General features: G+C 67.5%; 19 protein-coding genes. 11 read left to right on the forward strand and 8 right to left on the reverse strand.

Going from position 1 to position 16,793, the window contains the following annotated elements:
- Positions 1–147: 147 nt before the first annotated feature.
- The 11 genes from flgB to flgL all read left to right on the forward strand — a co-directional run bounded on the left by flgB (position 148) and on the right by flgL (position 10,788).
- Complete coding sequence (flgB, locus tag ACGTNG_RS07955; protein WP_394576477.1) at positions 148–555, forward strand: flagellar basal body rod protein FlgB; 408 nt, start codon at positions 148–150, stop codon at positions 553–555.
- Between the two features lie 14 nt (positions 556–569).
- Positions 570–977: a flagellar basal body rod protein FlgC gene (gene flgC, locus ACGTNG_RS07960; RefSeq protein WP_394576478.1), complete on the forward strand. Its 408-nt coding sequence runs from the start codon at positions 570–572 to the stop codon at positions 975–977.
- 4 nt (positions 978–981) lie between these two features.
- Positions 982–1,695, forward strand: a complete 714-nt coding sequence (locus ACGTNG_RS07965; protein WP_394576479.1) for a flagellar hook assembly protein FlgD — start codon at positions 982–984, stop codon at positions 1,693–1,695.
- A gap of 63 nt (positions 1,696–1,758) precedes the next feature.
- Positions 1,759–3,078, forward strand: coding sequence for a flagellar hook protein FlgE (gene flgE, locus ACGTNG_RS07970; RefSeq protein WP_394576480.1), 1,320 nt, complete (start codon positions 1,759–1,761; stop codon positions 3,076–3,078).
- Positions 3,079–3,093: 15 nt separating this feature from the next.
- Entirely contained in the window at positions 3,094–3,849 is a 756-nt protein-coding gene (locus ACGTNG_RS07975) for a flagellar basal body rod protein FlgF (protein WP_394576481.1), read from the forward strand.
- A gap of 27 nt (positions 3,850–3,876) precedes the next feature.
- The gene (gene flgG / locus ACGTNG_RS07980; protein ID WP_394576482.1) at positions 3,877–4,659 is read left to right on the forward strand and encodes a flagellar basal-body rod protein FlgG; all 783 of its coding nucleotides are present in this window, start codon (positions 3,877–3,879) and stop codon (positions 4,657–4,659) included.
- Positions 4,660–4,710: 51 nt separating this feature from the next.
- A complete protein-coding gene (locus tag ACGTNG_RS07985; protein WP_394576720.1) occupies positions 4,711–5,394 on the forward strand; it encodes a flagellar basal body L-ring protein FlgH in 684 nt (227 codons plus the stop codon).
- A 55-nt stretch (positions 5,395–5,449) separates the two neighbouring features.
- On the forward strand, positions 5,450–6,544 hold the full coding sequence (locus tag ACGTNG_RS07990) for a flagellar basal body P-ring protein FlgI (protein ID WP_394576721.1): 1,095 nt from the start codon (positions 5,450–5,452) through the stop codon (positions 6,542–6,544).
- The gene (gene flgJ / locus ACGTNG_RS07995; protein WP_394576483.1) at positions 6,544–7,569 is read left to right on the forward strand and encodes a flagellar assembly peptidoglycan hydrolase FlgJ; all 1,026 of its coding nucleotides are present in this window, start codon (positions 6,544–6,546) and stop codon (positions 7,567–7,569) included. Before ACGTNG_RS07990 ends, flgJ begins: the two co-directional genes overlap by 1 nt.
- 64 nt (positions 7,570–7,633) lie before the next feature.
- Complete coding sequence (gene flgK / locus ACGTNG_RS08000; RefSeq protein ID WP_394576484.1) at positions 7,634–9,547, forward strand: flagellar hook-associated protein FlgK; 1,914 nt, start codon at positions 7,634–7,636, stop codon at positions 9,545–9,547.
- A 17-nt stretch (positions 9,548–9,564) separates the two neighbouring features.
- Positions 9,565–10,788: a flagellar hook-associated protein FlgL gene (flgL, locus tag ACGTNG_RS08005; protein ID WP_394576485.1), complete on the forward strand. Its 1,224-nt coding sequence runs from the start codon at positions 9,565–9,567 to the stop codon at positions 10,786–10,788.
- Between the two features lie 61 nt (positions 10,789–10,849).
- Here the strand turns inward: flgL and fliR are convergent, their stop codons facing one another.
- The 8 genes from fliR to ACGTNG_RS08045 all read right to left on the reverse strand — a co-directional run bounded on the left by fliR (position 10,850) and on the right by ACGTNG_RS08045 (position 16,784).
- Positions 10,850–11,650: a flagellar biosynthetic protein FliR gene (gene fliR / locus ACGTNG_RS08010; protein ID WP_394576486.1), complete on the reverse strand. Its 801-nt coding sequence runs from the start codon at positions 11,648–11,650 to the stop codon at positions 10,850–10,852.
- A gap of 34 nt (positions 11,651–11,684) precedes the next feature.
- Entirely contained in the window at positions 11,685–11,954 is a 270-nt protein-coding gene (gene fliQ, locus ACGTNG_RS08015; RefSeq protein ID WP_089848004.1) for a flagellar biosynthesis protein FliQ, read from the reverse strand.
- Positions 11,955–11,994: 40 nt separating this feature from the next.
- The gene (gene fliP, locus ACGTNG_RS08020) at positions 11,995–12,723 is read right to left on the reverse strand and encodes a flagellar type III secretion system pore protein FliP (protein ID WP_394576722.1); all 729 of its coding nucleotides are present in this window, start codon (positions 12,721–12,723) and stop codon (positions 11,995–11,997) included.
- Positions 12,724–12,749: 26 nt separating this feature from the next.
- Positions 12,750–13,190 (reverse strand): flagellar biosynthetic protein FliO, encoded by a 441-nt coding sequence (gene fliO / locus ACGTNG_RS08025; RefSeq protein ID WP_394576487.1) that lies wholly within the window; start codon positions 13,188–13,190, stop codon positions 12,750–12,752.
- The gene (gene fliN, locus ACGTNG_RS08030) at positions 13,187–13,690 is read right to left on the reverse strand and encodes a flagellar motor switch protein FliN (protein WP_394576488.1); all 504 of its coding nucleotides are present in this window, start codon (positions 13,688–13,690) and stop codon (positions 13,187–13,189) included. The genes fliO and fliN overlap by 4 nt, the downstream gene beginning before the upstream one ends.
- Entirely contained in the window at positions 13,683–14,726 is a 1,044-nt protein-coding gene (gene fliM / locus ACGTNG_RS08035) for a flagellar motor switch protein FliM (RefSeq protein ID WP_394576489.1), read from the reverse strand. Before fliM ends, fliN begins: the two co-directional genes overlap by 8 nt.
- Positions 14,727–14,747: 21 nt before the next feature.
- Positions 14,748–15,227 (reverse strand): flagellar basal body-associated protein FliL, encoded by a 480-nt coding sequence (gene fliL, locus ACGTNG_RS08040; RefSeq protein WP_394576490.1) that lies wholly within the window; start codon positions 15,225–15,227, stop codon positions 14,748–14,750.
- A 132-nt stretch (positions 15,228–15,359) separates the two neighbouring features.
- Positions 15,360–16,784 (reverse strand): flagellar hook-length control protein FliK, encoded by a 1,425-nt coding sequence (locus tag ACGTNG_RS08045; protein WP_394576491.1) that lies wholly within the window; start codon positions 16,782–16,784, stop codon positions 15,360–15,362.
- Positions 16,785–16,793: the final 9 nt, after the last annotated feature.

Genomic DNA, 16,793 nt, shown 5'->3' on the forward strand with positions numbered 1-16,793 from the left:
AGGAGAGTGGTATCACGATTCTAGCGGTCGTCCTCGCCGCGAAACTCGTGAATTGGCTATCCGAATGCCGACTGTTCGAGCCTTTGTCATGACAGACGCTTGGCTATTCTCCACCGTCGACTCATACCTTTTGCGGGGAGCGCCGAGATGATCGATCGGCTCGAAGCCTCTTTGAACTTCCATCAGCAGGCCCTGGGACTGCGCCAGGAGCGCCAGAAGGTGCTGGCCAGCAACATCGCCAATGCCGACACGCCGGGCTACAAGGCCCGCGATATGGACTTCGCCAGCGAACTCAACAAGGCCGTCCAGCAGGGCGGGGGTGACGGCCTGGCGCTGTCGCGGACCTCCTCGCGCCATCTCGAGGGCCAGGAGCCGATGTCGGGATCTCGCGATCTGCTCTATCGAGTGCCCGACCAGCCGAGCCTCGACGGCAACACCGTGGACATGGATCGCGAGCGCACCCAGTTCGCCGATAACTCGGTGCGCTACCAGTCGGCGCTGACGATTCTCAACAGCCGTATCCAGGGCCTCAAGAAGGCCATGCAGCCCGAATAACCCAGGAGTGATCCATGTCGATGTTCTCCATCTTCGATATCTCCGGCTCGGCCATGAGCGCCCAGTCGCAGCGCATGAACGTCACCGCCAGCAACCTGGCCAACGCGGACAGCGTCGCGGGCCCTGACGGTGAGGCCTACCGGGCCAAGCAGGTGATGTTCGAGACCCGCGCCCAGTCGCGCGACGGCATCGGGGGCGTAGGGGTGCGCGAGGTGGTGGAAGACCCCTCGCCCATGCGCCAGGAGTATCGCCCCGGCCACCCCCTGGCCGACGAGGCGGGGTACGTGACCATGCCCAACGTCGACCCGGTCGGCGAGATGGTCAACATGATCTCCGCCTCGCGCTCCTACCAGGCCAACGTCGAGGTGATGAACACCAACAAGCAGCTGATGCTCAAGACACTGACCCTGGGCGAGGGATAAGCACATGGCGAGCACCATTGATAGCGGCGTGATCAACGCCATGAACGGCGGAGCCGCGGGCGGCGCGAGCCTGAGCGCCCGCCAGTCGGATGAGCTGCGCAACAACTTCATGACCATGCTGGTGACGCAGCTGCAGAACCAGGACCCGCTCAGTCCGATGAAGAACGAGGACATGACCGCCCAGCTGGCGCAGATCAACACCGTCAGCGGCATCGAGGAGCTCAACGAGTCGATGGCGGCGATCACCGGCCAGATCGACGCCGGCCAGGCGCTGCAGGCTACCGGGCTGATCGGCAAGGGCGTGCTGGTGCCCGGCGATCGCGTGCTGCTGAGCCAGGGCGAGGCGGCCGAGGGTGAAGAGGCCAAGGTGACCACCACGCCGTTCGGCATTGAGCTGAATCAGCCCGCCGATAGCGTCATCGTCACCATCACCAACCAGTCCGGCCAGGTGGTGAATCGCTACGACATGGGCTCGGCCAAGGCCGGGGTGGAGTCTTTCAGCTGGGACGGCCAGACCAGCGACGGCCAGATCGCTGCCGACGGTGCTTATCGCGTCAGCGTCGAGGCGACTCGCGGGGACGAGGCGGTGCCGGTCGAGACCCTCAACTACGCCGTGGTCGGCAGCGTCACGCCGCCGACCAACGGCGGGCAGGTGCAGCTCGACCTGGGAGCTGTCTACGGCCGGGTCGGGCTCTCCGATATCAAGCAGATCCTTTGATGACGGGCCGCTCGATCACGGGCCGCTTTCCGTTCGATACTCAGATAACGCAGGGACATTGACATGGGTTTTTCTCAAGCGCTCAGCGGCCTGAATGCCGCCTCCTCCAACCTCGACGTGTTGGGCAACAACATCGCCAACTCCCAGACCGTGGGCTACAAGAGCTCCGGCGCCCAGTTCGCGAGCGTCTTCGCCGGCTCCAAGGGCCTGGGTACCAAGGTGTCGGCGATCGTGCAGGATTTCGGCGCCGGCAACATCGAAGTGACCGGTCGCGAGCTTGACCTGGCGATCAGTGGCCAGGGTTTCTATCGCTTCCAGCAGGAAGGCGAGGTCGTGTATTCCCGCAACGGCCAGCTGACCATGACCGCCGACGGTTTCCTGGAAAATGCTCAGGGCGCGAGGATCATGGGCTATGGCCTTGACGATCCGAACGATCCCTTCTCCGAGATCGTGACCGGCGGTCAGCCGGTGCCTCTGAACGTCTCGGCGGCAGATATGCCGGCCCAGGCAACCGGCACCAGTGATGGAGAGAATGCCGGCGTCAATGCCGTCTATAACCTGGATGCTGGCATCGATGCGACGGATGCTAGCCTGAAAAACTCTGCCGACCTCTACACAGATCTGGCTGAAAAAACTAACGATGATCCGCCCTCTGAAGCCGCAGAGTATCACTACTCCAACTCGTTCAATGTCTATGATTCCCTAGGCAATACCCATAACGTCGCGGCCTACTTCCTGAAGACCGGCGACAATGAGTGGAGCGTCAAGACGGCGGTGAACGGGGTCTACTCCGGAGCAGCCAATGATTTCACCTTATCTTTTGGTTCGGACGGCACCCTAACAAAGGATGGTGCTGGCGACGTCATTGGTGTCGATAATGCGGGCGATAGTAAGGCTCTTTCCTTTGCGGACGCTCTGCTGGGAACGGGGGCCAATGCGCTAAACTTCGATTTTACCCTTGCCGGCACCACCCAGTTCTCCAACGACTCCACCAATAACACCCTGACTCAGGATGGCTATACCTCCGGCGCCCTGGTGGGCATCACCGTCGAGGATGACGGCACCGTGATGCGCAATTACACCAACGAGCAGTCGGTGGCGGCCGGCCAGATCGTGCTGGCCAACTTCCGCAATCCCGAGGGCCTCAAGGCGGTGGAAGGCAACGCCTGGACGACCACCGAGGACTCCGGCCAGGCGCTGGTGGGCGTCGCCGGTACCGGCCTGCTGGGCACCGTCGAGTCCCAGGCCATCGAGACCTCCAACGTCGATCTGGCCAAGCAGTTGGTGGAGATGATCGTCACCCAGCGCGCCTATCAGGCCAACTCCCAGACCATCAAGACCCAGGATGAGGTCCTGCAGGCCTCGATCAACCTGAGTCGCTAAGGCGGGAGTCGAGCCATGGATCGCATCCTCTACACCGCCATGAGCGGCGCCCGGCAGAGCATGGAGCAGCAGTCGGTGGTCAGCCACAACCTCGCAAACGTGGATACCGTCGGCTTTCGTGCCCAGCTGCACGCCATGCGCGCTGTGCCGGTGCAGGGCGACGGCGCCCTGCCCACGCGGGTCTCGGTGGCCGCCTCGACGCCGGGGGCGGATTTCGCGCCCGGCCCCATGAACCGCACCGGCCGGGCGCTCGACGTGGCGCTGGAGGGCGATGCCTGGCTAGCCGTCCAGGCGGCGGATGGCACCGAGGCCTACACGCGCCGCGGCGATCTCCAGGTGGACAGCGACGGCCTGGTGACCAGCGTCGGCCGCCCGGTGATCGGCGAGGGCGGCCCCATCCAGGTGCCGTTGGGCGCCCAGCTCTCGGTGGGCAGCGACGGCACCCTGAGCGCCATCGCCCAGGGCCAGGGGCCCGATGCCCTGGTCGCTGTGGGCCGCCTCAAGCTGGTCACGCCGGGCGAGGCGGGCATGGTCCGCGGCGACGACGGGCTCTTTCGGGCCCCGCCCGAGGGCGAGGGCGCCCCGGCGGCGCTGCTCGCCGACGACCAGGCCCGGCTGGTCAGCGGCGCCCTGGAGGGCAGCAACGTCGGTGCCGTGGACGCCATGGTGTCGATGATCGACGTGGCGCGGCGCTACGAGATGCAGACCAAGGTGATCAGCACCGCCGACGAGAACGCCCAGCGCGCCAACAGCCTGCTCTCCCTGAGCTGAGACGCCCCGAACATGAGGAACCCCTAGATGATCAAGTCACTGTGGACGGCCAAGACCGGTCTCGAGTCCCAGCAGGTCAAGCTGGACGTGATCTCCAACAACCTGGCCAACGTCAACACCAACGGCTTCAAGCAGTCGCGGGCGGTGTTCGAGGACCTGCTCTACCAGAATCTGCGCCAGCCCGGCGCCCAGAACGACGTCCAGAACCGTCTGCCCTCGGGCATGCAGGTCGGCACCGGCGTGCGTCCGGTGGCCACCGAGCGCCTGCACACCCAGGGGGGGCTCGAGAACACCGGCAACTCCCGGGATCTCGCCATCAACGGCAATGGCTTCTTTCAGGTGATGATGCCGGACGGCACCACCGGCTATACCCGCGACGGCAGCTTCCAGCTGGATGCCAACGGCCAGATGGTCACCGCCAACGGCTATCCGCTGGAGCCGGCGATCATCATCCCCGAGAACGCGCTGTCGGTGAGTATCGGCGAGGACGGCATCGTGTCGGTGAAGCAGCCGGGCAGCACCCAGTCCAACGAGGTGGGCCAGATCACCGTCTCCACCTTCGTCAACCCCACCGGGCTCGAGAGCATCGGCGGTAACCTCTACACCGAGACGACCTCATCAGGACCTCGCAACGAGGGCATCCCCGGCCTGAACGGCGCGGGTCGCCTCTCCCAAGGCTACGTCGAGACCTCCAATGTCAACGTGGTGGAGGAGATGGTCAGCATGATCCAGACCCAGCGGGCCTACGAGATCAACAGCAAGGCCGTGAAGACCAGCGACGAGATGCTGGCGCGCCTCGCCCAGCTGTAACGACGAGGGAGGAGCGCGGGTGAGAGAGGGAGAGCGGTCATGAATGCCGGAATGTTCGATAGCGGATGGTGCCTGCGCAGGCTTTGTGTCCTGGTGCTGGTGCTGCTGGGCGGCTGCGCCCAGGTGCCGCGCGCCTCGGTGGTCGGCGAGCAGGAGCAGATCATGATCCCGGACCGGCCGGCCCCGCGGGCCAACGGCTCCATCTATCAGGCGCACCGCGGCTACCAGCCGCTGTTCGAGGACCGTCGGCCGCGCATGGTGGGCGATATCCTGACCATCGTGCTGGACGAGGAGGTCAGCGCCAGCAAGAACGCCCGCTCCAACGCCGATCGAAGCGGCTCTTCGAGCCTCGGCCTCGACCAGCAGGCCGACGCCATCGAGCAGCTGGCCGAGCTCGGCTTCGATATCTCCGCCTCCGGCGAGAGCGACTTCGAGGGGGGCGGGGGCTCCCAGGCCAACAACTCCTTCACCGGCACCATCACCGTCTCGGTGGTCGAGGTGATGAACAACGGCAACCTGCGGGTGCGGGGCGAGAAGCAGATCGCCATCAACCAGGGCACCGAGTTCATCCGCTTCGCCGGAGTGGTCAACCCGCGCACCATCACCGGCCAGAACACCGTGCCCTCGACCTCGGTGGCCGATGCGCGCATCGAGTACGTCGGCAACGGCTACATCAACGAGGCGCAGCACATGGGCTGGCTGCAGCGCTTCTTCCTCAACGTCTCGCCCTTCTGATGGTGATCGCATGAACTTCGGCACAGTCCGCACGATGTCCCGCCGCGCATCGCTGATGGTCCGCTCGATGGCGCTGGTCCTGTGCTGCCTGGTCGCGCTGCCGGCCCAGGCCGAGCGCCTGCGCGAGCTGGCCGGTTTCGCCGGGGTGCGCGATAACGCCCTGGTGGGCTACGGCCTGGTGGTCGGCCTGGACGGCACGGGCGATCAGACCATGCAGGCCCCCTTCACCGGCCAGAGCCTGACCAACATGCTCTCGCAGCTGGGCATCACCGTGCCTCCCGGCACCAACATGCAGCTGCGCAACGTGGCGGCGGTGATGGTCACCGCCGACCTGCCGCCCTTCGCCCGCCCGGGGCAGCGCTTCGACGTGGTGGTCTCCTCGGTCGGCAACGCCGACAGCCTGCGCGGCGGCACCCTGCTGATGACGCCGCTCAAGGGCGCCGACGGCGACACCTATGCCATCGCCCAGGGCAACCTGCTGGTGGGCGGCGCGGGGGCCTCCGCCGGCGGCGCCAGCGTGCAGATCAACCAGCAGGCCGGCGGGCGGATCAGCGGCGGGGCGACCGTGGAGCGCGAGGTGCCGCTGACGCTGGGGGCCAATGGCGGCCTGCTCGAGCTGGAGCTCGACAGCAGCGACTTCGGCACCGCCCAGCGGGTGGTCAGCGCCATCAACCGCGAGTTCGGGCGCACCGTGGCCGCCGCCCGCAATGGCCGGGTGATCGCCCTGGACGGGCCGCTGGACGCCAATGCGCGGGTCAACTTCATGGCGCGGATCGAGAACATCGAGGTCACGCCCACCGAGGCGCCGGCGCGGGTGGTGCTGAACTCCCGCACCGGATCGATCGTGCTCAACGGCGCCGTCACCCTGCGCCAGGCCGCGGTGGCCCACGGCAATCTCTCCATCGTCATCGATACCAATGTGGGCGTCAGCCAGCCCAATCCCTTCGGCGGTGGCGAGACCGTGGTGGTCGAGGACACCGAGATCAGCATCGAGCAGCAGCCCGGCACCCTGAAGGTCGTGGAGGGCGCCGACCTGCTCGACGTGGTGGATGCCCTCAACTCCCTGGGCGCCACGCCCAACGACCTGATGTCGATCCTCGAGGCCCTCAAGGCGGCTGGATCGCTGCGCGCCGAGCTGGAGATCATCTGATGAGCCTGAATGCTCCCGATACCATGAGCGGGCAGTTCGCCCTCGACGTCCAGGGCCTCGAGCGGATCAAGCACAGCGCCCGCCAGACCCCGGGCGAGGGGCTGGACGCCGCGGCCAAGCAGTTCGAGGCGCTGTTCGTGCAGATGATGATGAAGAGCATGCGCGACGCCGTCCCCTCCTCGGGGCTGCTCGACAATCGTCAGACGGAGTACTTCCAGGAGCTGCTCGACAAGCAGTGGTCCCAGGGCATGGCCGAGCGCGGCGTGGGCCTGGCCGAGCGGCTGACGGCGCAGCTCGACGGTGGTGTTGGCGGCGCGCCGCTGGCCCGCGACGGCGAGACCGAGGCGCTGATCGCCGGCATTCCTCGCGGCACGCCGCGTCCCCTCGAGAACGCGCTGCGCCCGGAGGACGACGGCGAGACGGATGCCGCGCCGATGCCGAGTTCCTTTCTCGACGCGCTGCAGGCCACCGTCCCGGTGGACACCGTCTCTCGGCCCCGTGACGAGCGGCCCGCCCATGTGCGCGACTTCCTCGAACGCCTGGAGGCCCCCGCCCGGGCGGCCAGCCGCGCCTCCGGCGTGCCGGCCGAGCTGATCCTGGCTCAGGCGGCGCTGGAGACCGGCTGGGGGCGGCACGAGATCGCCACTCCCGGCGGCGGCAACAGCCACAACCTCTTCGGCATCAAGGCCGGCAGCGCCTGGCGGGGGGAGACCACCGAGATCCTCACCCACGAGGTGATCGACGGCCGGCGCCAGGCCGTTCGCGATCGCTTCCGCGTCTACGGCTCCTTCGAGGAGGCCTTCACCGACTATGCCCGGCTGATCGGCGACAATCCCCGCTACGCCGGCGTGGTCTCGGCCGGCAGCGCCGACCAGGCCGCCCGCGCCCTGCAGCAGGGCGGCTACGCGACCGACCCGGCCTACGCCGACAAGCTGATCGCCGTGATGGATACCCTCGGGCCGCTGGCCGGCGACGGGACCCTGGCGAGTCGCGGCGCGGCCGGCGGATTCGGAGCCACGTTCTGATTCGGCGCTCAAGAGTGCCGCCTCACTGCCGATAAGACGGCTATCGGCCTAAGGAAATCACGCCATGAGTATCTTCTCCACAGGACTGAGCGGCCTCAACGCGGCCCAGAACGCCCTGGCGACCACCAGCAACAACATCAGCAACGTCTTCACCCCGGGCTACAACCGCGAGGTGACGCTCCTCGGCCAGAGCTCGACCGGCGGCGGTGGCGTACAGGTCAACGACATCCAGCGCCAGTTCAACGACTACGTGGCCTCGCAGCTTAATGCCGCCACCAGCAAGTCCAGCGCTCTGGAGACCTATGCCAACCAGGTCGGCCAGATCGACAGCCTGCTGGCGGATCGCGAGGCGGGCCTGGCACCGCTGATGCAGAACTTCTTCTCCTCCCTGGAGGACCTGGCCAGCGCCCCCTCGGACCCGGCGGCCCGCCAGGGCGTGCTCGGCTCGGCCGATACCCTGAGCGCGCAGTTCCGCTCCTTCGACGGCTACCTGCAGGACATGCAGGAGGGCATCAACGGCCAGATCGCCGACGAGGTCACCCAGATCAACAACACCACCGAGCAGCTCGCCGGCCTCAACCGCGAGATCGCCTTGGCCCGGGCGCGCAGCGGCGAGGCGCCCAACGGCCTGCTCAACCAGCGCGACCGGCTGGTCAACGAGCTCAGCGAGCGCATGGACGTGCGGCTCAACATCCAGGACGGCAAGACCTACAACGTCAGCCTGCCCAATGGCCAGCCGCTGGTCGCCGGCACCCAGCAGTTCGCCCTCGAGGCGATGGACTCTCCCGCCGATCCCCAGCGCACCGTGCTGGGCTATCGCGACTCCGGCGGTAGCCTGGTGGCGCTGGACGAGGAGGTCGTCACCGGCGGCACCCTGGGCGGGCTGATGGCCTTCCGCGCCGAGACCCTGGACAAGACCCAGAACCAGATCGGCCAGATGGCCGTCTCCCTGGCCGTGGCGTTCAACCAGCAGCACGCCAACGGCGTCGATCTCGATGGTGAGCAGGGCGGGGCCTTCTTCGACATCGGCGAGCCCCGGGCGTATGCCGACGACGGCAACGCCGGGAGTGCCCAGGTCACGGAGGCGCGGTTCGATGTGGATAACATCGAGCGTCTCAAGGCGACCGATTATTCGGTGCGGGTGACCGATGCCACCGCGACCCCGCCGACCTTCGAGGTGACGCGCCAGGACAGCGGTCAGGTGCTGGATCCCGACGAGGTCACGTTCGACACCGCGAATGGCGAGCTGAGCTTCGGCGGCGTGACCCTGACCCTCGATCCCGCGACGGGGCTGCAGGAAAACGATCGCTTCGAGGTCCAGCCGGTGCGCCGCGCCGCCGCCAACCTGGAGAGCGCCATCACCGACCTGGACAAGATCGCCGCGGGCAACTTCGTCGGGCTCGGTGGGGATACCAATGCCATCAAGGACCTCCAGGCCGAGCCCGGCAACGCCTTGGCGTCGGGAAATGCACCGTGGAGCCTTTCCGTCACGGATACGGGCGGCGGTAGTTTCGAGATCGTCGCCGAGGACGACACCGGGGCAACGCAGACCTTCACGGCTCAGCAGTCCGGTGACGAGATCACCGTTGATGGCATTACCCTGACCCTGGGAGAGCTCGAGGATGGCCAGACCCTGACCCTGAAGGCCGAGGCTCCCGGCAGCGGCGATAACCGCAACGCCCTGGCGCTGCAGGATCTTCAGGACGAGAGCATCGTGAGCGGCTCGGCCAGCCTGAGCGGGGCCTACGGCGCCATGGTCAGCGACGTCGGCAACCGTACCAATATCGTGCAGGTCAACCTGGACGCCCAGCAGGGGCTGACCGATCAGCTCAAGGCCGTGCAGCAGTCCGAGTCCGGCGTGAACCTGGACGAGGAGGCGGCCAACCTGATCCGCTACCAGCAGTTCTACCAGGCCAATGCCAAGGTCATCGAGACGGGGAGCACGGTCATCGACACCATCCTCGGTCTGCGTAACTGATTGTCGGAGAGCCCTAGATGCGTATCAGCAGCGTCACCATCTTCGAGCAGAGCGTCTCGTCCATGAATCGCCAGCAGAGCGATTTCCTCAAGGTCAGCCAGCAGATCGCTAGCGGCCGCCGGGTGGTCAATCCCTCCGACGACCCCCAGGCCGCCTCCCGCGCCGTGGGCGTCGACCAGGCCCGGGCGGTCACCCAGCAGCACGCCGATTCCCGTGTCACCGCGCGCAACTCCCTCGCTCAGACCGAGAGCGTGCTCAATAGCGTCAGCGATGCCGTCACCAGCGCCAAGACGCTACTGGTCCAGGCCTCCAGCGACACCCTGAGTGATGCCGACCGCCAGTCGGTGGCCTCGGAGCTGCGCGGCGTCTACGAGACCCTGATCGGCCAGGCCAACGCCACCGACGGCAACGGCCGCCACCTCTTCGGCGGCTACCAGGACAGCACCGAGCCCTTCGTCAAGCAGGATGGTAAGGTCGAGTACGTGGGCGACAACAACGCCCGCGAGCAGCGCATCGACGCCTCACGACTGATGAAGGTCAGCGACAACGGCCAGGCCATCTTTCAGAGCGTGCCCAGCGGTGCCGGCCACGTGGCCACCGCGGGTGACGGCAATACCGGGAATGTGACCTTCAAGGGGCCGCAGATCGTCGATCAGGAGAGCGTCGAGCCAAACCGGGCATACGAGATCACCTTCGATGACAGTACCGATCCGATGACATACACCGTTAAGGATCTGGATACTGGAGCGAGCGTGGCGAACGGTGACTATGAGTCCAATGGCGATGATCCGGTTCGAGTTCAGTTCCAGGGTCTCGCCCTGGAACTCGAGGGCGAGCCGTCCACGGGTGACAGTATCGCGGTCAACCCGGCCGATCAGGGCAACACCAGCATATTCGCGACGATCGAGAACGCCCTCGGTGTGCTCGAGAATCCGACCGAGAACGCCGCCGACAAGGCCGCCCTGCGCAACACCCTGAGCACCTCGATGCGCGAGCTCGACAACAGCCTGGACAACGTCCTGACCACCCGTGCCTCGGTCGGCGCGCGCCTCAACGAGCTGGACGTCGTCGACTCCGTCGGCGGCAACCGCATGCTCAACTACGAGCAGACCTTGTCGGATCTGGTCGACCTCGACTACGCCGAGGCGATCGGCGAATACAGCCTGCGCCAGGTCGGCCTGCAGGCCTCCCAGAAGGCCTTCGCCGACATGAAAGGCATGTCGCTCTTCCAGTTCCTCTAGACCTCTCCCGCGTCCTCCAGGCCCCTACGCCCCGCGCCGTCCCGGCCGGGGCGTTGTCGTGTCAGCCGGCGACCGGCAGCGGCGCCAGGGTCTCCAGCAGGTTCTGCAGGAAGGCTAGCCCCTGGCTGAACAGCCGCTCCAGGAAGCTCGCCAGGTCGGTCATCAGCACCATCAGCAGGATCAGGCCGACCGTCAGCGACGTCGGGAAGCCGATGTTGAAGACCGTGAGCTGCGGCGCCGAGCGGTTGAGGATGCCCAGCGAGAGGTTGATGATCAGCAGGGAGGCCACCAGCGGCAGGGCCAGCAGCAGGCCGGCGGTGTAGATGGTGCCGCCGTAGCGGGCCAGCATGATGAAGGCCTCAGGATTGAAGCGGGCGATGCCGATCGGCAGGGTCTCGAAGCTTGATACCAGCACCTGGAGCACCATCAGGTGGCCGTTGAAGGCCAGGAACATCAGCAGCGTGACCATGTAGAGGATGCGCGACAGCACCACCATGTTGGTGCCGCTGGAAGGGTCGAAGAAGGTGGCGAAGGCCAGACCCATCTGCAGGCCGATGAAGTCGCCCGAGGCCTGCACCACGACGAGCATGACCCGGACCGTGAGCCCGATGGCGGCGCCGATTAGCAGCTGCTCGACCAGGATGCCGAAGCCCGCCCAGGAGAACAGCGGCACCTCGGGCATCGGCGGCAGCACCGGGGCGATCACCACCGCCACGGCGCCGGCCAGGCCCAGCTTGGCCTGGCGAGGGATGCTGGAGTGGCCCCACAGCGGGGCGCTGAGCATCAGCGCCGTGATGCGTGCGAAGGGCCACAGGAAGGCGACCAGCCAGCCGTGCAGCTGCGCGAAGGTGACCTCCACCATCAGCGGGTGCTTCTCTTCACAAGATCATTTGGGGTCACGAGATCATCGCGGGGATGTTGCCGAACAGCTCGCGGGTGAAGTTCATGATCAGGGTGAGCAGCCAGGGGCCGGCCAGCACCAGGACCGCGAACACCGCGAGGATCTTGGGGATGAACGACAGCGTCATCTCGTTGATCTGGGTGGCCGCCTGGAACAGGCTGACCAGCAGGCCGGTGGTCAGGGCGGTGAGCAGCAGCGGACCGGCCAGCAGCAGCGTGACGCGCATGCCCTGGTAGGCGATGTTCATCACCTCTTCCGGTGTCATCCTGGTCTCCTTGCGAATGCGTTCATGGAAGGATGTGGCATCACAGATAGAAGCTCTCGGCCAGCGAGCCGATGATCAGCTGCCAGCCGTCCACCAGCACGAACAGCATCAGCTTGAACGGCAGCGAGATGGTGATCGGCGGCACCATCATCATGCCCAGCGACATCAGCACGCTCGCCACCACCAGGTCGATGATCAAGAAGGGGATGAAGATCGTGAAGCCGATCTGGAAGGCGGTCTTCAGCTCGCTGGTGACGAAGGAGGGCACCAGCACCCGCATCGGCACGTCCTCGGGCCCCTGCAGCTCGCCGATATCGGCCAGGCGGGCGAACATCGCGAGGTCCGGCTCGCGGGTCTGGGCCAGCATGAACTCGCGGAAGGGGCCCTGGGCGCGGGCGAGGAACTCGTCGAAGCCGATGGCGTCGCTGGCCAGCGGCGCCCAGGCCTGCTCGTGCACCTGACCCAGCACCGGGGCCATGATGAACAGGGTGAGAAACAGCGCCAGCCCCAGCAGCACCTGGTTGGGCGGGGTGGCCTGGGTGCCCATGGCGGTGCGCAGCAGGCTCAGCACGATGATGATGCGCGTGAAGCAGGTCATCATCAGCAGCACCGCCGGCAGGAACGCCAGCGAGCTGAGCAGCAGCAGGGTCTGCAGCGACAGCGACCACTGCTGCCCGCCGTCCTCCATCGGCTGGCTGACGATGCCGGGAATCTGCTGGGCCAGGGCCAGGGTCGGCGCGGCCAGCAGCAGCGCCACGGCCAGCGTCATCAGTCTCCGTCGCGACACGCGGCCCCTCATGCCTTGTCCCGTCCACCGAGGCCGGCGTTATGGCGGATCGCCTTGGCCAGCCGCGTGGCGAAGGAGTCGCCCGGCTCGAAGCCCGGCCCGCCCGCAGGGGCGCCTTCCTGAGGCTCGGCCGGCGCCGGCAGGTCGTGCAGCCTGGTGACCTGGCCGCCGCCGACACCGAGCACCAGCCAGGTCCCTTCCACCTCGACGATCACCACGCGCTCCTTGGCGCCCACCGCGGCGCTGCCCACCACCCGCAGGTGGTGGCCGTGGCGCTGGTGGGGCAGCCCCCAGCGGCGCAGCAAGGCGGTGGCCACCAGGATGATGACCAGGATCAGCGCCAGGGCAGCGGCGGTCTTGCCCAGCGTCGCCATGCCGATCAGCGACTCGCCGCCGCTGACGGCGGCGTCGAGGCCGGCAGACGACGTGTCAGTCGCGCCCGCGCTCATCGGTTGAGCTTCTGGACCCGCTCGGAGGGGGTGATGATCTCGGTGATGCGGATGCCGTACTTGTCCTCGACGACCACGACCTCGCCCTGGGCGATCAGGTAGCCGTTGATGAGGATGTCCATGGGCTCGCCGGCCAGGCCATCCAGCTCGATCACCGAGCCCTGGGCGAGCTCCAGCAGCTGCTTGATGGTCAGCTTGGTGCGGCCGAGCTCCACGGTGAGCTTGACCGGGATGTCCATGATCATCTCGAGATCGCGGCCCGTGGTCGTGCTCTGTCCACCCTCGAGGGGGCGAAAGACGCTGCTGCCGGCGGACTGGGCGGCGGACGCCTCGGCCTCCGGCTGCGGTTCCGGCTCGGTAGACTCCGCGGCCGCCTGCTCGGCCATCGCCTCCGCCCAGGGATCGTCGTCGGCGCCCGGCGCCTCGTCCTGCTGCTCCGACATGGCGGCGGCCCAGTCGTCGTCGCTGATATTCTGATCGGGCTGGTTGGGATCAGTCATGAGAGGATTCCTTGGATTTCGGCCGGGAGCCTTTCACGAAGGCGTCGGTCGGCGCGTGGCCGGCGGCGTGGTCGAAGATGCGCAGCACGCGCAGGGCATGCAGCTCGTTCTGGCTGCCGTATTCGCACTCCATCACCGGCACGCCATCCACGCTGGCCGTCACCGTCTCGGGAAGCTCCATGGGCAGCACGTCGCCGGCCTTGAGGGCCATGACGTGGTCGATGCGGCTCGGGATGTCGGTGAAGTTGGCGACCAGCTCGATCTCGGAGTGGCGGATCTCACCGGCGATGCGTCGGGTCCAGGTGCCATCCTGATCCTTGCTGCCGTCGCTCAGCGGGTTGGTCAGCAGGTCGCGCAGCGGCTCGATCATGGCGTAGGGCATGCAGATCTGGAAGCTGCTGGCCAGGTTGCCCACCTCGAGGTTGAAGCTGGTGTTGACCACGATCTCGTTGGGCGAGTTGGTGATGTTGGCGAACTTCGACTGCATCTCCGAGCGCAGGAAGCCGATCTCCAGGGGATAGACGGACTTCCAGGACTCGCTGTAGGCGTCGATGGCCAGGTGCAGCAGGCGCTGGATGATGCGCTGCTCGGTGTTGGTGAACTCGCGGCCCTCGGACTTGGTCACGAAGCGCCCGTCGCCGCCGAACAGGTTGTCCACCACCATGAACACCAGGCTCGGGGGGAACACGATCAGGGCCGAGCCACGCAGCGGCTTCATGGCGATCATGTTGATGTTGGTCGGCACCGGCACGTTGCGGGAGAACTCGCTGTAGCTCTGGTAGCGAACCGAGTCCACGGTGATGTCGGCGCTGCGGCGAATCAGGTTGAACAGCCCCATGCGGAAGTGCCGCGCGAAGCGCTCGTTGATGATGTCCAGCGCATGCAGCCGCTCGCGGATGATGCGGTGCTGGGACGCCGGGTCGTAGGGGCGCACGCGCGCCGCGCCGTCGCCTTGGGCTTCGGGTTCGTCATCACCGCTCACGCCCTTGAGCAGGGCGTCGATCTCATCCTGGGATAGCAGGTCGTCTTGGGACATGGTGTGTTGGCTACCCCCAGCCTATTGGACGATGAACTCGGTGAAGAGCACGTCGTCGATGGCCAGTTCCGGCTGGTTGTCCGACATGGGCGCCTCGAGGGCGGCGATTACCTGGCCGGCCAGGCGCTGCTTGCCGCCGGGCGACGTCAGCTCATCGGCCTGCTTGCCGGAGAACAGCATCAGCAGGCGGCTGCGCACCTGGGGCATGTGCTGCTCGAGCACCCCCTGGCTGCGCTCATCGCCGAGCTTCAGCGACAGGCCGGTATAGAGCAGACGTGGTCCGTACTCGTCGTCGGCCAGGTTGACGGTGAAGGGCTTGATCGGCAGGAAGATCGGTGCCTGCGGTTCGGGCTCCACCTGGACGTTGAGCCCGGCTTGCGCCTCATCGTCGGGCTGACTGAGCACCATGTAGAGCGCCACCGCCGCCGCCGAGCTCGAGAGGATCAGCAGCACCATCATCGTCCATAGGAGCTTGCGCGAGCCGCCGCTGGATTTCGCCATTCTCATTCCTAGGTTGCAGTAGGTTGCCGACGCTGACGCCGCAGTATGCGGGTCGTGAAGGGGGCATGATGGTCCGAACAGGCCCGAAGATGGCGCCTATCTTGCCCGTTTGGCGCCCGGCCGGGTTTCGGTTCAGGCATAGAGGTCCACGCGGCCGTCCAGGGGAAGCTCCCGGGCTCCGCGTTCCTCGAGGGCGACGGTCGTCCCATCCTCGGCGGCGTCGCCCCCGGCCGAGGCCAGCATCTCGCCGGGCCGCGCGGAGGTGCCGTCACCCTCGGTACCGCCCTGGCGCTGTTCGCCCACCGAGGTCTCGCCCAGGCTGATGCCCTGCTCGGCCAGCGCCTCGCGCAGCTGCGGGATCGCCTGCTCCAGCGCCTGGCGCACCTGGGCATGGGCGGAGACGAACTGCGCCTGGGCGCCGTGATCGCTCATCTTCAGCGAGACCGACAGCGGCCCGAGCTCCGCCGGGTGGAGCTTGAGTTCGACATGCTGCTCGCCGCCCTGCTGGCTCAGACGCACCAGCTGCTGGCCCAGCTGCTGGGACCAGGCGGGGCTCGCGACCGGCGCCGGGAGGCTGGCCTGGCTCGGCGTCGCCGCGCCGTTCAGCGCCCCGGCCATGCCGCCGCCCGTCGCACCCTGCATGACACCGGACATCGCACTTGCACCCTGGCCGGCCGGCTCGAGGCCAGCCCCGGCCCGCGAGGTCTCGCCGCGCTGGGCCAGCAGGGCATCGCCGGTGGCCGCGACGCGCAGCGCCTCCTCGCTCGTCGCGGCGGCCTGGCCGGTGCCTTGAGCCGAGAGACGCTCGGCCGCGGCGGAGAGCGCCGCCGCGCTCGACGCTGACGGGCCGGCAGGCGCGCGACGATCGGCGGCGATCGCCTCGAGCAGCGGGTTGGTGCGCATCGGCTGGCCGGCCCCGCCAGGCGTCGGGGCGGCGGAAGTCGCCGTGCCCGGCGTGCTGGCGCCGGCCGGGCCCACGGCGGCGGCCAGGGGCAGCAGCGCCAGAGCATCGTCCGCCTCGGGGCGGCCGGCCTGTTCGATCAGCGCGAGGCGCTCCTGCAGCGCGTCCCAGGCGCCGTCGCTCTGGCCCTTGTCCGCTGACGCGCTGCTGCCCGGCCGCGGGCCGCCCTGCTGGAGCGACTGAAGGGCGGCCTCGACCTCGTTGGCGGAGAGGCCCGCCCAGGCGGACCGGCCGGCCTCGCCGTCGAGCAGCGGCGCCAGCTTGGCGGCGGTGTGGGCGTTCTCGCCCTTTTTCCCAGTCTCGCCCGTCTCACCGGTGGCTTCCGCCGCGCTCGAGGCCCTGGCCAGCAGGGCCTCGAGCGCCTCGCGACGCGTGGTGGCATCGGTGGGCGCCTCGCCCTGGCCGAGCGGCGCGGCCGAGGACGTGGCCTGCCGGGACGCGTCCCGACCCGACGGGGCGGCGGCCTCGCGGGCGCCGTTCTGACTCGCCCCGGCCAGGTGGCGGGCGAACTCGCCCCCGGGCGCCTTGGCGTCCCCGGAGGCGGTGCGGTTCCCGTTGGTATGCCCCGGGGCATTGATGAGCAGCTGGATATCCATCGACAGTCT

It is taken from the genome of Halomonas sp. B23F22_3 (assembly GCF_043496965.1).
Lineage (GTDB): Bacteria > Pseudomonadota > Gammaproteobacteria > Pseudomonadales > Halomonadaceae > Halomonas.

Excerpts from the sequence above, each read along its gene's own strand:
- flgB (WP_394576477.1), top strand. The coding sequence starts at position 148 with ATGATCGATCGGCTCGAAGCCTCTTTGAACTTCCATCAGCAGGCCCTG.
- flgC (WP_394576478.1), top strand. The coding sequence starts at position 570 with ATGTCGATGTTCTCCATCTTCGATATCTCCGGCTCGGCCATGAGCGCC.
- ACGTNG_RS07965 (WP_394576479.1), top strand. The coding sequence starts at position 982 with ATGGCGAGCACCATTGATAGCGGCGTGATCAACGCCATGAACGGCGGA.
- flgE (WP_394576480.1), top strand. The coding sequence starts at position 1,759 with ATGGGTTTTTCTCAAGCGCTCAGCGGCCTGAATGCCGCCTCCTCCAAC.
- ACGTNG_RS07975 (WP_394576481.1), top strand. The coding sequence starts at position 3,094 with ATGGATCGCATCCTCTACACCGCCATGAGCGGCGCCCGGCAGAGCATG.
- flgG (WP_394576482.1), top strand. The coding sequence starts at position 3,877 with ATGATCAAGTCACTGTGGACGGCCAAGACCGGTCTCGAGTCCCAGCAG.
- ACGTNG_RS07985 (WP_394576720.1), top strand. The coding sequence starts at position 4,711 with ATGTTCGATAGCGGATGGTGCCTGCGCAGGCTTTGTGTCCTGGTGCTG.
- ACGTNG_RS07990 (WP_394576721.1), top strand. The coding sequence starts at position 5,450 with ATGGTCCGCTCGATGGCGCTGGTCCTGTGCTGCCTGGTCGCGCTGCCG.
- flgJ (WP_394576483.1), top strand. The coding sequence starts at position 6,544 with ATGAGCCTGAATGCTCCCGATACCATGAGCGGGCAGTTCGCCCTCGAC.
- flgK (WP_394576484.1), top strand. The coding sequence starts at position 7,634 with ATGAGTATCTTCTCCACAGGACTGAGCGGCCTCAACGCGGCCCAGAAC.
- flgL (WP_394576485.1), top strand. The coding sequence starts at position 9,565 with ATGCGTATCAGCAGCGTCACCATCTTCGAGCAGAGCGTCTCGTCCATG.
- fliR (WP_394576486.1), bottom strand. The coding sequence starts at position 11,650 with ATGGTGGAGGTCACCTTCGCGCAGCTGCACGGCTGGCTGGTCGCCTTC.
- fliQ (WP_089848004.1), bottom strand. The coding sequence starts at position 11,954 with ATGACACCGGAAGAGGTGATGAACATCGCCTACCAGGGCATGCGCGTC.
- fliP (WP_394576722.1), bottom strand. The coding sequence starts at position 12,723 with ATGACGCTGGCCGTGGCGCTGCTGCTGGCCGCGCCGACCCTGGCCCTG.
- fliO (WP_394576487.1), bottom strand. The coding sequence starts at position 13,190 with ATGAGCGCGGGCGCGACTGACACGTCGTCTGCCGGCCTCGACGCCGCC.
- fliN (WP_394576488.1), bottom strand. The coding sequence starts at position 13,690 with ATGACTGATCCCAACCAGCCCGATCAGAATATCAGCGACGACGACTGG.
- fliM (WP_394576489.1), bottom strand. The coding sequence starts at position 14,726 with ATGTCCCAAGACGACCTGCTATCCCAGGATGAGATCGACGCCCTGCTC.
- fliL (WP_394576490.1), bottom strand. The coding sequence starts at position 15,227 with ATGGCGAAATCCAGCGGCGGCTCGCGCAAGCTCCTATGGACGATGATG.
- ACGTNG_RS08045 (WP_394576491.1), bottom strand. The coding sequence starts at position 16,784 with ATGGATATCCAGCTGCTCATCAATGCCCCGGGGCATACCAACGGGAAC.